Raw genomic sequence first — 14,108 nt, forward strand, 5'->3', positions numbered from 1 at the left:
CCTCCGCCTTGGCCTGCTCCTCCGCCCATACCTCCGCCTTGGCCTGCTCCTCCGCCCATGCCTCCGCCTTGGCCTGCTCCTCCGCCCATGCCGCCACCTTGGCCTGCTCCGCCACCGTGACCTTTGCCGCCACCTTGGCCTGCTCCACCACCGTGACCTTTACCGCCACCGTGACCTTTGCCGCCTCCATGGCCCGCGCCGCCACCTTGGCCGCGTTTGCCAGATTTGATGCCATCATAGGAATAAACAATGCTTTGGAACGTACGATTATCTACATTTCCTGTAACCGGCAACCCGTGTTTTTTCTGATAATGCTTTACACCTCGTACGGTAACATCATCGTAATAACCATTGATTTGACCCGAGTAACTACCTAATGATTTCAACATCCCCTGAATCACATAAATATCTGGCCCATGAGCACCTTTGCCCACAGCCTGTCCCGTATAAGGAAGAGAAAACATGAGTGTGGCAGACAAAAAAGCTGCACCGATGATTTTCTTAACCTTCCCTGTTTTCATAAGAGAGCCCAGGCTCCCCGTTCCTTTTTTCATATACAAGCACCTACCTTTACTTTTTTTGTAACCTCCCTTACTATTCCCTACTTTTCTTTCCTATTGCATGTGGCCATTCTCTCTTCCTCTTATTTTTTGCTGATCTATCAACGTTATTACGTCTTGCAAAAATAAGGAAGAACTCATATACTTTGGTTTAAATGATTAAGTTTATTAACGGAGTGTATAATGACGAATCCAACCTGCAATGAAAAAGCGATTCAATTATTTATGGAGTTAAGTCCATACTTCCAAGGCTTGGGTGATCCGATTCGGCAGCAAATCGTAGCTCTTCTCATCGACAAGGAAAGCATGAACGTAACACAAATCGCCGAGCATATTCCCATGTCTAGACCTACGGTGTCTCATCACTTGAAAATATTAAAACAAGCAGGCCTAGTAAACGTTCAAAAGAAAGGAACGGAGATGTTTTATCGGCTTGAAATTACAGAAGCGATCAGGCTTTTTAAGCAATTGGTGACTTTCGTCGAAGAAGAGTGCAACTGAATTTGAACCGTCACGAAAAGGGACAGTGTGTCCCTGTTTTTCACACCTATCCGTTAATAAACTTAAACGAATAAACATTTAATCAAAGGGGAAATCTTCATGAATCTCACCAAAGTTTTAATTGTCGGCGGCTACGGAACGGTTGGGAGCCAAATTGCCAAGATCCTGCACGATCGTCACCCTACTCTCGAATTATTTCTGGGAGGAAGGTCTGCGGGAAAATCTTTGCCTTTTGCGTCCACTAGGCTAAAGCCTTTCCTCCTGGACATCACCAAATCCGATCCTCTCGCCCATGCTCCAGATGATTTGACTTTGATTATTAGTGCAGTAAATGATCCTGATGACACTTTGCTACTTGCTGCAGTTCGCAGACAGATCCCGCTGATTGACGTCACGCGTTGGACAGAACGATTTACACGATCGATCGAACGCTTGAAGAATGAGCATATTGGTTCTCCAGTCATTCTCGCCTCTGGTTGGATGGGGGGAACTGTAGCCCTTCTCGCAAGCATACATACAGCTTCCCTGCTAGATGTCCAGATACATCTTCACGCCCTTTATTCCCTTCAAGACAAAGCAGGTCCAGATTCCACCGACTATATGGATCGAATGACGATCCCGTTTACTGTCACCACACCCACTGGCGTAAAAGAAGTGACACCCTTGTCAGATCCGTTACCCGTCACCTTTCCGAATGGATACCATACGAAATGCTATCGTCTTGACACACCGGATCACATGACGCTCGTGAAAGCCGAAAACGTAACCGCCGCTGATTTTCGCATCGCCTTCGACAATAAACTGTCTACTTTTGCCCTCGTTTCATTGGTTAAAAGCCGGATATGGAACCTGCTCAGCAAAAGCACACGTCAAAAGATACTGTACAATCCAGGCGCAGGGTCATCTCACCATGTTGTCATCCAAATAAATGGGCGCAATCAGCATGGCATAAACGTGAACCGCCAAGTCGAGATCACTGATCCGACAGGGCAGACTCACTTGACCGCTTTGGGAGCTGCCATTTTTGCACAACCAATCATTCGGCAAAGCGAAAACTCAACAGTTACGACCGGTATTCTTTTTCCAGAGGATTTCGGCCATTTCGAAATGACTGCCGAGGATATACTCCAGTTCTATCGATCCGAAGGGGTCCAGATTGTGATCCACGACGAAACAAAAAAGAGTAGGACGGTTTGACCGCCGCCTACTCTTCCTGATCCCTTCTTATTCAAAAAATGTACGCGGGGATTTCCGCCATTCTCCCAGTACCTTTTCCTGTTCACTTGTAATAACCCCTTGCTCTGAAGCTACTTCCAAAAGTGCTGTGTAATTCGATATGGTGGAGCACGGAACGCCTGCTTCCTCAAACAAGGCTTGGGCATCCGGAAATTGGTAGCTGAAAATGGCTACGACTCCCAGAACATCTCCACGCTCAGCCTGTACAGCTTGCGCTGCTTTCAAGGAGCTGCCTCCTGTGGAAATCAGGTCTTCAATCACGACGACCTTTTGACCAGCCGCCAATGCGCCTTCAATCTGATTTTGGCGACCGTGGCCTTTTGCCTTGTCCCGTACGTAGATCATAGGCAGATCAAGCAGCTCTGCTACCCATGCAGCATGTGGAATACCCGCAGTCGCTGTTCCAGCAACGACTTGCGCATCTGGGTACTGCTCCTTGATCAAATCGGCAAATGCTCTCGCAATGGCACGGCGCACATGTGGATAGGACATCGTGATCCGGTTGTCGCAGTAGATCGGGGACTTGATCCCGGACGTCCATGTAAAAGGTTGTTCCGGTCGCAAATGGACTGCTCCGATTTCGAGAAGATTCGCTGCAATATGTTTAGCGGTTGTCATTGTCGTCATTTCACTTATTCCCTCCAGCTGGCTACTTTACGAACGATCTTTTTCCACTGCTGCGACGATACTTTGCCAAACACCTACCGAATCTTTCGCACCTGTAATCGCGCGTCCGATCACGAGGTAATCACTGCCCAAGCGGAATGCCTGTTCCGGCGTCGTGATGCGTGTCTGATCGCCTTGATCTGCTCCCAGTGGACGAATTCCTGGTGTTACGGTTACAAATGCGTCTCCAGCAGCTTTTTTGATCATCGGCACTTCTAGTGGAGAAGCAACAACCCCATCCAAACCAGCTTGCTTGGTCATCCGTGCATAGTGCACCACGACATCTTCTACCGCACCTGGAATCGCCAGTTCTTGATTCATCGTTTGCAACCAGTGGATGTCAGCATCGTCACACCGATCAGGAGGGGACGAGCAGCACCTGCCGCTGTCCCTTGCTCCAAACCTTCTCTCGCTGCCGCCATCATGGCTACGCCGCCTGCTGCATGAACGTTTACCATGTCTGCTCCCAGACGCGCCAGGCTTCTCATAGCACCTTTAGCTGTATTGGGAATATCGTGAACCTTCAAGTCGAGGAACACTTTGAGTCCTTTTTCCTTCAAGAAGGAGACGATCGCTGGTCCTTCTGCGTAAGCGAGCTCCATCCCCACTTTTACATAGCGGATATGCCCCTCTAAGGGCTCGATGCACTTCTTGACTTCATCCAGAGTGGAAAAGTCGAGCGCAACAATCATGCGTTCGCGAATATCAGTAAGTTGTTGTTGCACGCTGCTCTCCCCTTTTTATACGGTTACTGCCACTTTGGCACCAGCACGCTGGGCTGGCATTGCTTCTGTAGAGAATGTGATCGTCTCCAGTACGTGCAGGAGAGCGGAAGCTGTATCCAGTGAAGTCAAGCAAACCGCGCCGTTTTCTACTGCTTCCCGACGAATGCGGAAGCCGTCGCGTTGTGGCGTTTTGCCTTTTGTCAGTGTATTGAGTACGATGTTCGCTTCGCCTGTATGGATGACATCCAACAGGTTTGGCGTGCCCTCGGACAATTTGCTTACGCGTGTTACTTGCAGTCCCGCTTGCTCCAAATAATCGGCTGTGCCTGCAGTCGCCATCAGCTTGAAGCCGAGGTGGCGGAAGCGTTTCACGATGTCTAGCGCTTCTTCCTTGTCTTTATCAGCAACTGTCACAAGCAAGGTGCCTCGTGTCGGGATATTCATGCCAGCTGCGACCAAGCCTTTGTACAATGCTTTTGCCAGTGTACTCTCGCGTCCCATGACTTCTCCGGTCGATTTCATTTCAGGGCCGAGCGTAATATCGACGCGACGCAGCTTTGCGAAGGAGAAGACTGGTACTTTGACAGAAACCATCGACTCCTCTGGATGGTATCCCGGTGTAAAGCCTTGTTCGATGATAGAGTGACCTAGGATCGCTTTCGTTGCGATGTTTGCCATTGGAATCCCCGTTACTTTGGAGAGGAATGGCACCGTACGGGACGAACGCGGATTGACCTCGATTACGTATGGGCGGTCTTTATAGATGACGAACTGGATGTTGAGCAAGCCTTTGATTTGCAGGGCACGCGCCAGCTTTGTCGTCATGTCGATCAGCTCATCCTTGATCGCTTGGGACAAGGATTGTGGAGGATATACAGCGATAGAGTCACCGGAGTGCACCCCTGCGCGTTCAATATGCTCCATAATGCCTGGGATCAAAACGTTTTCGCCATCGCAGATCGCATCGACTTCCGCTTCTACCCCAACCATGTAACGGTCTACCAGTACAGGGTGATCAGGATTTACCTTCACCGCTTTTTCCATGTACTCCAACAGTTCGGACTGGTTGTAGACGATTTCCATCGCACGTCCGCCAAGTACGTAGGAGGGGCGAACCAAGACTGGGAAGCCAAGACCGTCTGCTGCCACTACTGCCTGATCGACTGACGTAACCGTTTTGCCTGGTGGTTGGGCGATTTCCAGTTCGCGCAGTAGTGCTTCGAACTTCTCACGGTTTTCCGCTGCGTCGATGTTTTCCAGACTCGTACCCAAGATTTTGATGCCGCGTGCAGCCAGCTTGTCAGCCAGATTGATCGCGGTTTGTCCGCCGAATTGTACGATGACACCCTCCGGTTTTTCTACATCGAGAATGTTCATGACGTCTTCGATGTACAGCGGCTCGAAGTACAGGCGATCAGAAGTGTTGAAGTCTGTAGAAACGGTCTCTGGGTTGTTATTGATGATGACTGCCTCATAACCCGCTTCTCTCAGCGCCCATACAGCGTGGACAGTCGCATAGTCAAACTCGATTCCTTGACCGATGCGGATTGGTCCAGAACCCAGCACAACCACGCGCTTCTTGCCAGTCTCGATGCGCTCGTCTTCTACTTCATACGCGGAGTAATAGTACGGTGTTTGCGCTTCGAATTCTGCCGCGCAAGTATCTACCATTTTATATACAGGTACAAAGCCTTTTTCTTTGCGCATGGCGTGTACCGCTTCTTCCGTCTCACCGCACAGCTCGGCAATTTTGCGGTCCGTGAAGCCCATACGTTTTGCTTCGTATAGCTTCTCGCTCGTCAAGCCTTTTGCCAGTTCCGCTTCAAAAGCAATCATTTTATGGAACTTGTGCAGGAAGAACAAATCGATCTTGGTGAGGTTGTGCAGTTCTTCGATCGTCCAGCCACGGCGCAGGGCTTCTGCCAGCAGGAAGAGGCGTTCGTCATCCGCGTGCACCAGTCGAGCTTTCAACTCTTCCTGGCTGATTTCACCTGCTCCCTCGATCTCAATGTGATAACTGCCGATTTCCAAGGAACGGATGGCTTTCATGATCGATTCTTCAAAAGTCCGACCGATCGCCATGACTTCTCCAGTCGCTTTCATTTGCGTACCGAGCTTGCGGTTGGCGGATTGGAACTTATCAAACGGCCAGCGTGGGATTTTGCTGACGATGTAGTCCAGTGTTGGCTCAAAGCATGCGTACGTTTGACCTGTGACCGGGTTTTTCAGTTCATCCAACGTGTAGCCGATAGCGATTTTGGCTGCCATCTTTGCGATTGGGTAGCCTGTTGCCTTGGAAGCCAGTGCAGAAGAGCGGCTCACACGCGGGTTCACTTCGATCACGTAGTATTGGAAGCTGTGCGGGTCGAGTGCGTATTGTACGTTGCAACCACCCTCGATACCAAGTGCCCGGATGATGTTCAGTGCGGATGTACGCAGCATTTGATATTCGCGATCAGCCAGTGTTTGGCTAGGCGCTACTACGATGGAGTCACCTGTATGCACGCCGACTGGGTCGATGTTTTCCATGTTGCAGACTACGATGCAGTTGTCGTTGGCATCGCGCATCACTTCGTACTCGATTTCTTTCATGCCGGCAATGCTTTTCTCGATCAAGCATTGCGTGATCGGAGAGTATTTCAATCCGCTTGCAACGATCTCGCGGAGAGTTTCTTCATCATCACATATTCCGCCACCTGTACCACCCAAGGTGTAGGCAGGACGAACGATGATGGGATAACCGATTTCGTTTGCGAAATCGACAGCTTCTTCTACCGTGCTCACGATGACGGATTCAGGTACCGGCTCACCCAGTTCGTTCATGAGGGAACGGAACAGGTCGCGGTCTTCTGCTTGCTTGATCGACTCCAGCTTGGTTCCGAGCAGCTTTACATTTTCTTGCTCGAGAACGCCTGCTTCTGAGAGGGCAACAGCCATGTTCAAGCCTGTTTGTCCCCCAAGTGTAGGCAGTAGTCCATCCGGCTTTTCTTGACGAATGACGCGCGCTACGAATTCAAGTGTGATTGGCTCGATATATACTTTGTCAGCCATGTTTGTATCGGTCATGATGGTCGCCGGGTTGGAGTTGATCAGAACTACCTCCATGCCCTCTTCTTTTAACGCTTCGCATGCTTGCGTCCCTGCATAGTCAAATTCAGCAGCCTGCCCGATAACGATAGGTCCAGAGCCGATTACGAGGATTTTTTTCAGATTATCTTGTTTTGGCATGAGTTTTTTCCTCCTTAGCGGTTTCCATCATCGCAAGAAACTGGTCGAACAGGTAGCCGGAATCATACGGACCTGGAGCTGCTTCTGGATGGTACTGTACTGAGAATGCATTCTTCGCTGCATGACGTACGCCTTCGACGGTGCCATCATTGAGTGCGATATGTGTAACTTCCAGTTCCGTTCCTGCCAGTGAGTCTTCTTTGACTGCATAGCTATGGTTCTGGGATGTGATATATGTGCGTCCGGTTGGCAGCTCTTTTACTGGATGGTTTCCGCCACGGTGTCCGAATTTCATTTTCGTCGTGTCAGCGCCAGATGCTAGTGCGAACAGCTGGTGACCGAGGCAAATTCCGAACAGAGGATATTCACCCAAGATTTCACGAATCATCTCTACGGCTTGCGGTACGTCCTTCGGGTCCCCAGGGCCATTGGACAAGAGTATCCCGTCCGGCTGAATGCGGCGAATCTCTTCTGCTGTCACATTGTAAGGTACGACAACTACGTCGCAGTTACGCTTGGTCAGCTCGCGTAAAATCCCGTGCTTGGCTCCGAAGTCTACCAGTGCTACCCGATGACCTGTACCTGGGCAACTGAAGACGCTTTTCGTAGAAACGCGTGATACTTGGTCTGTCATCAATGTCGTGCCGTTCAGGGCAGCAACCAACTCAGCCAACGGGGCTTCACTGGTTGTAATCATGCCCTTCATCGTGCCGTGGTAACGAATTTTTCTCGTCAGCATCCGGGTGTCGACTCCAGCAATACCTGGGATGTCGTATGTTTTCAACAGTTCATCGAGTGTGTTCGTATTGCGCCAGTTGCTTGGTGCCTCGCAATGCTCGCGAACAACGAAGCCGTGAATGTATGGACGAACAGCTTCAAAGTCGTCTCGATTGATCCCATAATTTCCGATTAGCGGGTAGGTCATGGTGACGATCTGTCCGCAGTAGGATGGGTCGGACAAAACCTCCTGATAGCCAGTCAGCCCTGTATTGAAAACCACTTCCCCGTAGGACTCCTTTGTCGCTCCAAATGCCGTCCCGATAAATTCTGTTCCGTCTTCCAAGATCAATCTTGCGCGCATCTATGCTCCTCCTCCATTGTCGTGTAAAAACTTGTGTCTCGTCTGTAAGTCGTTTTTACACGTTTTGATATACGATCTTCCCATCAACCAGCGTTATGGTCGGCCAGCCTTTGCATGCCCAACCAGCAAATGGTGTGTTGGTTCCTTTACTTGCGAATGTACTTGGGTCAATTGTTTTTTCCGTTTCCAGATCAATCACAGTCAGGTCTGCTGGTGCGCCCACTTCCAGACGTCCGTATGGCAGTTTGAATGCTTCTGCTGGCTTCACAGTCAACAGCTCAACCAGCTTCTTCAAGGTTAGCTCTCCGGTTTGCACGAGATTTGTGTACAGGAGCGGGAATGCTGTCTCCAGTCCGACGATTCCGAATGGGGCACGGTTAATCCCGTTTGCTTTTTCCTCTTGCGTGTGTGGTGCATGGTCTGTGGCGATCATATCAATAGTGCCGTCTTTCAATCCCGCAATCAGTGCAGCGCGATCCTCACGAGAGCGCAGCGGCGGGTTCATTTTCCAATTGGTATCCAGATTGTCCGGGATATCCTCGTCGCACAGCAAGAGGTGATGCGGACTGACTTCACACGTTACATTTACGCCAGCGCGTTTCCCGTCGCGTACCAGACGCACCGACTCTTTCGCGCTGATGTGGCATACGTGGTAGTGCACACCTGTCTGTTCTGCCAGCAAAATATCGCGACCAACGTGGATAGACTCTGACTCAGAAGGAATTCCTGGGAGTCCGTGTCGAGCTGCTACTACCCCGTCATGCAAAGCTGCTCCCGGGATTAACAGGTCTTCGTCCTCGCAGTGAGCGACGATTGCGATACCGAGCTCTGCTGCTTTTTGCATGGCCTTTTTCATCATAGATGTTGATTGCACACCCACACCGTCATCTGTCAGCGCGAAGATTCCCGCTTCTTTTAACCCGGCGAAATCCGTCAGCTCTTTTCCCAATTGGCGAACGGTAATCGCACCATACGGGATCACGCGTGCCATTCCAGCCTCGCTCGCTTTGTCCAAAATGTAGGTCACGGTCTCGACACTGTCGATGGATGGTCGTGTGTTCGGCATGCATGCTACTGTTGTAAATCCGCCTTGTACCGCTGCTTTTGCCCCTGTTTCGATCGTTTCTTTATGTTCAAAGCCTGGCTCACGCAGATGTACGTGGGCATCGATGAGACCCGCGCTAATCATGCCGCCGTGGCAATCAATCCATTCATGCCCCTCGCGATCGAGTGTCTCCCCCTTCGCTGTGATTCTTCCCTTTTCCACCAATATTTCCATCGGGGTGAGTTCCCCCGCCTGATTTAGTACGTTGCCGTTGCCAAGGATGATTCCCATGTCATTTCGCTCCCTTTCAAAAGAGTTTCTAGAACTGCCATTCTTGCTGCGACTCCGTTGGTCACTTGGGTTTGAATCAAGGACGTTTCGCATTCTACCAAGTCGGTATGAATCTCAACCCCGCGATTGACGGGTGCCGGATGCATGATAACTGCGCCGGACTTCATCATTTTGGCTCTTTCCAGAGTGAGCCCATGTGCTTGTGGTACTCTTCCTTCGATAGATAGAGGGATTCCGCATGTCGCTCCAGCTGAACGCGCAGCATCATGACCACATCTGCGGTTTGAACCGCTTCTTCCATTTCCACGATTTGAACACCTTGCGGGATATGCGCCGGCATCATCGTAGCGGGACCTGAGAGCAGCAGATTCACGCCGAGCTTCGGCAGCGCATGCAGGTGAGAACCGAGCACGCGGCTGTGGCGCAGGTCTCCCATGATCGCTACCGTGAGACCAGAGAGCTTGCCAAACTGCCTTTTCATGGTCAAAAGATCGAGCAGGCATTGGGTCGGGTGCTCATTCGTTCCATCTCCCGCGTTGATCAGCTTCAGGTCTACGCTTTCTGCCAACTCTTGCAGCAGGCCTTCTTTCTTCGTGCGGATAACGGCTGCTTCCACGCCCATTGCTTCCAAGGTGCGGATCGTGTCATAGACCGTCTCGCCTTTTACGGTAGAGGAGGTTTCCGGAATGAAGTTCAAAACATGTGCGCCCAGTCGCTTTTGTGCTACTTCAAAAGAGAAGCGGGTTCTGGTACTGGCCTCGAAGAACAGATTCGCGACAAACCGTCCTCGCAGGATATCCGCTTGCTCAGTTGGTCTAGCAGCCCAATACTCTGCTCGCTCGAGGAGCTGGATGATCTGTTCTTTCGATAAATCTTTGAGGCCAATCAGGTGCGCTACATTTTTCATCATGAATCCCTCCGGTTCATTTTGGTCAAAAGAAAAGCTTCTTGGCATCGCTTTGCATCTGGAGGCAAGCGAGACAAGAAGCTGGTTGGGTGCCTTTTTCGGGCAGCCTTAACAGCGTTCGATGCCTTGCCAGCCTCTCTGGACTGGATTTAAAGGATTGGGAACGTTTAGGCTATTTGTTTTTGTTCTTCACGGTGCGCTTCTCCCATCGCGGACTCTTTTCCCGGAAGGATCAGGTGCAGAATGATTCCCAGGAAGGTAGAGAGTGCGATATTATCGATGGTCAGATCGTTCAGGAAAGCGATACCTGTACCTGCAAAACTGATTTTGTATCCGCCGATTCCCGTGACGAGGATGACCGCTGCAAGAATCATGTTGCGCTTGTCTGCAAAATTCACTTTGTGCTCGACGTACATCCGCAAGCCTTGTGCGGCGATGATACCGAACAGGATGATGGAGACACCGCCAAGTACCGGCGTTGGAATCGTCATTAAAATGGCGCTAATCTTACCGGCGAAGGCGAACATGATTGCCAGTACAGCAGCCAGACCGATGACCACTCGGCTGTATACCTTAGTCATTGCAAGGACACCAATATTTTCTCCATACGTCGTTGCTGGCGGACCTCCCATGATGGCTGCCAGTGAGGTTGCCACCCCGTCTCCGAGCAAGCTGCGGTGCAGACCCGGATTTTTCATCAGATCGCGATCCATGACCTTGCTCGTTACCAGCAAGTGACCCAAATGCTCTGCCAGCGTGACGAAAGCGACTGGCGCGATGACCAGTGCTGCGATCCATGCAGAGCCGTCACCGATCACACTCATGACTTCGGTAAATTTGAAGTGCTCCGTAAACATTTTTTGTGGGGTGATGAACCAGTCTGCTTCTACTACTTTTTGAAAGTTAATTAGATCAGGGTGACGCAGCAGCGTGTATACATAACCAGAAACCATTCCGATCAAGATTGGGATAAGACCAAGGAAACCGCGTAGCATGACCGCTGCAAGCACTGTTATGACCACGGTAACGAGCGAGATTTCAATCGAAGTCAGTGACATTTGCGATTGACCGTCTACAGTGACTTTCGTTGCCATGTCTACTGCTACCCCAGCCAGGCTCAGACCGATCACGACGATGACGGATGCGATGACAACTGGTGGCAGTACCCGATCGAGCCATTTGACTCCTGCCTTCTTCACAACTCCAGCGACGATGATGTACACAATTCCGGAGAGGAAGCAGCCTAAAAGTGCCGTCCCTACACCATGTGATTGACTCACGACGATAATTGGACCGATGAAGGCGAAGGAAGAACCGAGATAGTTCGGAAGCTTTCCTTTGGTGATCCACAGAAACAGAAGTGTCCCGATCCCGCTCGCCAAGAGGGCCGTTGCAACATCCAGACCCGTCAAGATCGGTACGAGTACAGTCGAGCCAAACATCGCGAACAAGTGTTGAATACTAAGTGGCAGCAATCGCGAAATATGTGGTGTTTCGTCTACATCGATGTAATTTTTTTGGCTCATGCCTGTATGCCCCCTGTTTTGTTTCTTTCATTGAAATAGCTTTTTTTATACAAAAAGCCTCTTTGTGCGGACACAAAGAGGCTAGCTTCACCATGCTCATGGGAAGTTTCTTGCCTCTTGCCGACCTCACGGGATCGTTTTTAAAGAGGAGTTCTTTTATTTTTACAGTAGCTGTCGAATGGACACAATGTCCATAACGTCCACTTCTGCCAATTGTACATCGACAATTTCCGTTCGAGCAGTTGGGAGGTTTTTTCCGACGAAATCAGGGCGGATTGGCAGTTCGCGATGACCGCGATCAACCAGAACAGCCAGTTGAATCATCCGAGGGCGACCGTTGTCAATCAGTGCATCCAATGCGGCACGCACCGTTCTTCCCGTATAGAGAACATCATCCACCAGAATCACAGTCTTGCCTGTGATTTGATCCGGGAGCTTGGAGCCTTGCAAAACGGCATCTTCAGACTTGTGTTGCAGATCGTCACGATAGAACGTAATGTCCAGCTCACCGACTGGGACTTTCACATTTTCAATCATTTCGATTCTTTCCACAAGGCGTTGCGCGAGGTAGATCCCTCTGGTTTTGATGCCCACGATAATGAGATCCTCGACGCCTTTGTTTCGCTCGATAATTTCATGTGCGATTCGAGTGAGAGCGCGGCGGATTGCGGCTTCATCCATAATGACGCTTTTGTTGATCATCTCAATATCCCCCTTCTCGACGGGAACAGTGGACCTTACGAAAAAAGGCTCCTTGTCAGGAGACAAGAAGCCCTCGGACAAACCGACCGGACTGTAAGAGTCCCGCCTGCTTGTCATTCCGTGCCCTTGCCAGCCTCACTGGACTGGATTAAAAGGTTCCATTCGTCATGTAGAATTATGTCACGATTCAGGACGGGTGTCAATGCAGACCGAAAAAGTCTAACTATTCCCAATAGACGCTGGCCCACGGTGGCAAATAGTTCGCATAATAACCAATGCCCCCTGTAATGTCTTTGATCAGTTCGACTTGTTTGTCTGCATCCTCACCTATTCCTTGGATAAATAGGGAGCCATGCTCCGCTCGATCCAAACGCAAGAAAAGGAGCTGTTTCCCATCTGGAGATGGCGCAGGATAGTAGTCGGCTGTATTCACTTCCCCTTTTGTCACCTGCCGCTCAGCTCCATCTGCAGACCGCCGCCAGATGCCTTGTTCCGGTACCATGACTTTCTTTGGGTCGTATGAATACGCTGTAGCCAAGCCTCTCGTGAAAAGCAGCGTGTACGGAGCTTTTGGAATCCATACTGGATAGGTGTCTACCACTACTGGACCAGGGCTGACTGTTTTGACCCTGCCTGCTCGATCCGCCAGCTTCAACTGCTTGTTAGTCGTGGCGATCCGGTCAGTGCCATCGACAAAAGCAAGCTCGTCGCTATTTGGAGTCCAAGCAAGCCAATCAGGATAAGCCAATCCTGTACCAAGGTGTATTGGCTTTTTGGCAGGCTGCGTCAAATCAAACCATTGTATAGGTACGCCATCTGCAGACAAGGAGCCGGAGTTATACCTGACAAAGTAGGCCACAGCCTTCCCATCCGGAGATACTTTTAAGCCTGTCGCTGCCCATGGGTAGATACCTTCCTCCACTTTTGGTGGCTCTGCAATCGGGTAGGCAGCCAACGTTTTACCTGCAAGCGTGCGTAGGGCCAGCGTCATCGGCTTATTGTTTTCGGCAGGTAGCGAGACAAGCATGTTTTCCCCATCCGGCATCCAGGCAAAATCTGCGAAATCAGCCTTCGTTGAACTTTTCAAGGCTACTTCTCCTTGATCATGGATTTCTTTTACAATCAGCAATGGGCTTGGTGCTTCATTGCTGCCCATATTCACGGTGTATGCTAGCTTGTTCGCTTTTGGGGACCATTTTGGCATTTCAAAGACTGCTCGTTCGTCTACTTGCACTGTTTTGCTGCCATCCGCCCTGACGATCCACACGTAGCCTGGTGTCGAGTAATTGTCGTTGCCTTTGTATTTCACGAACAGGAGCCACTTGCCATCTGGCGACCAGCCTACAATCTGTGCATAGCCGTCCTTGGTGATTTGCTTTATTGTTCCTGATGCATCCCGTCCATCTACCAAAAACAAATGCTGGCTGCTCGTAAATGCAATTTTTGCCGGAACGCTCATTTCCTTGTTCACACGCTCTGGCTGATGGCTTTGGGCTGCCACCTTTGTTTCACCGTTTGCAGTGACAAGAACAGCTAAAAGGACAAAAAGGCTGATCAGCTTCCCCCATTTTCCGATCACAGGTATTCACTCCTTACACGCTCTATTGAATGATGAAAAAAACGCCAGAAGAAAGTAATAA

General features: G+C 50.4%; 10 protein-coding genes and 2 pseudogenes. 2 read left to right on the top strand and 10 right to left on the bottom strand.

From position 1 onward, the window contains the following. A partial coding sequence (locus tag ACQ5DJ_RS25225) for a peptidoglycan-binding domain-containing protein (protein WP_429844831.1) occupies window positions 1-521 on the bottom strand: 521 nt, incomplete at its 3' end. Window positions 522-743: 222 nt separating this feature from the next. Here ACQ5DJ_RS25225 and ACQ5DJ_RS25230 point away from each other — a divergent pair. Continuing rightward, on the top strand, window positions 744-1,061 hold the full coding sequence (locus ACQ5DJ_RS25230) for an ArsR/SmtB family transcription factor (protein WP_173628829.1): 318 nt from the start codon (window positions 744-746) through the stop codon (window positions 1,059-1,061). A 99-nt stretch (window positions 1,062-1,160) separates the two neighbouring features. Continuing rightward, window positions 1,161-2,258, top strand: a complete 1,098-nt coding sequence (locus ACQ5DJ_RS25235) for a saccharopine dehydrogenase (RefSeq protein WP_429844832.1) — start codon at window positions 1,161-1,163, stop codon at window positions 2,256-2,258. A gap of 27 nt (window positions 2,259-2,285) precedes the next feature. Here ACQ5DJ_RS25235 and pyrE read toward each other — a convergent pair whose 3' ends face one another. The 9 genes and pseudogenes from pyrE to ACQ5DJ_RS25280 all read right to left on the bottom strand — a co-directional run bounded on the left by pyrE (window position 2,286) and on the right by ACQ5DJ_RS25280 (window position 14,047). After that, the gene (gene pyrE, locus ACQ5DJ_RS25240) at window positions 2,286-2,924 is read right to left on the bottom strand and encodes an orotate phosphoribosyltransferase (protein ID WP_429844833.1); all 639 of its coding nucleotides are present in this window, start codon (window positions 2,922-2,924) and stop codon (window positions 2,286-2,288) included. A gap of 5 nt (window positions 2,925-2,929) precedes the next feature. Next, window positions 2,930-3,667 (bottom strand): annotated as a pseudogene (pyrF, locus tag ACQ5DJ_RS25245) (orotidine-5'-phosphate decarboxylase). Window positions 3,668-3,703: 36 nt separating this feature from the next. Then, window positions 3,704-6,916, bottom strand: a complete 3,213-nt coding sequence (gene carB / locus ACQ5DJ_RS25250) for a carbamoyl-phosphate synthase large subunit (RefSeq protein ID WP_429844834.1) — start codon at window positions 6,914-6,916, stop codon at window positions 3,704-3,706. Then, window positions 6,900-7,997: a carbamoyl phosphate synthase small subunit gene (locus ACQ5DJ_RS25255; protein WP_017249508.1), complete on the bottom strand. Its 1,098-nt coding sequence runs from the start codon at window positions 7,995-7,997 to the stop codon at window positions 6,900-6,902. Before ACQ5DJ_RS25255 ends, carB begins: the two co-directional genes overlap by 17 nt. A 55-nt stretch (window positions 7,998-8,052) precedes the next feature. Further along, the gene (locus tag ACQ5DJ_RS25260; protein WP_429844835.1) at window positions 8,053-9,333 is read right to left on the bottom strand and encodes a dihydroorotase; all 1,281 of its coding nucleotides are present in this window, start codon (window positions 9,331-9,333) and stop codon (window positions 8,053-8,055) included. Further along, window positions 9,300-10,240, bottom strand: a pseudogene (locus ACQ5DJ_RS25265) (aspartate carbamoyltransferase catalytic subunit). Before ACQ5DJ_RS25265 ends, ACQ5DJ_RS25260 begins: the two are co-directional and overlap by 34 nt. Before the next feature lie 167 nt (window positions 10,241-10,407). Continuing rightward, window positions 10,408-11,766 (bottom strand): solute carrier family 23 protein, encoded by a 1,359-nt coding sequence (locus ACQ5DJ_RS25270; RefSeq protein ID WP_429844836.1) that lies wholly within the window; start codon window positions 11,764-11,766, stop codon window positions 10,408-10,410. Between the two features lie 162 nt (window positions 11,767-11,928). Beyond that, complete coding sequence (pyrR, locus tag ACQ5DJ_RS25275; protein WP_429844837.1) at window positions 11,929-12,468, bottom strand: bifunctional pyr operon transcriptional regulator/uracil phosphoribosyltransferase PyrR; 540 nt, start codon at window positions 12,466-12,468, stop codon at window positions 11,929-11,931. Window positions 12,469-12,691: 223 nt separating this feature from the next. Further along, the gene (locus ACQ5DJ_RS25280; protein ID WP_429844838.1) at window positions 12,692-14,047 is read right to left on the bottom strand and encodes a hypothetical protein; all 1,356 of its coding nucleotides are present in this window, start codon (window positions 14,045-14,047) and stop codon (window positions 12,692-12,694) included. Window positions 14,048-14,108 lie beyond the last annotated feature (61 nt).

Source organism: Brevibacillus sp. FIR094 (assembly GCF_050477165.1).
Lineage (GTDB): Bacteria > Bacillota > Bacilli > Brevibacillales > Brevibacillaceae > Brevibacillus.

Excerpts from the sequence above, each read along its gene's own strand:
- ACQ5DJ_RS25230 (WP_173628829.1), top strand. The coding sequence starts at position 744 with ATGACGAATCCAACCTGCAATGAAAAAGCGATTCAATTATTTATGGAG.
- ACQ5DJ_RS25235 (WP_429844832.1), top strand. The coding sequence starts at position 1,161 with ATGAATCTCACCAAAGTTTTAATTGTCGGCGGCTACGGAACGGTTGGG.
- pyrE (WP_429844833.1), bottom strand. The coding sequence starts at position 2,924 with ATGACGACAATGACAACCGCTAAACATATTGCAGCGAATCTTCTCGAA.
- carB (WP_429844834.1), bottom strand. The coding sequence starts at position 6,916 with ATGCCAAAACAAGATAATCTGAAAAAAATCCTCGTAATCGGCTCTGGA.
- ACQ5DJ_RS25255 (WP_017249508.1), bottom strand. The coding sequence starts at position 7,997 with ATGCGCGCAAGATTGATCTTGGAAGACGGAACAGAATTTATCGGGACG.
- ACQ5DJ_RS25260 (WP_429844835.1), bottom strand. The coding sequence starts at position 9,333 with ATGGGAATCATCCTTGGCAACGGCAACGTACTAAATCAGGCGGGGGAA.
- ACQ5DJ_RS25270 (WP_429844836.1), bottom strand. The coding sequence starts at position 11,766 with ATGAGCCAAAAAAATTACATCGATGTAGACGAAACACCACATATTTCG.
- pyrR (WP_429844837.1), bottom strand. The coding sequence starts at position 12,468 with ATGATCAACAAAAGCGTCATTATGGATGAAGCCGCAATCCGCCGCGCT.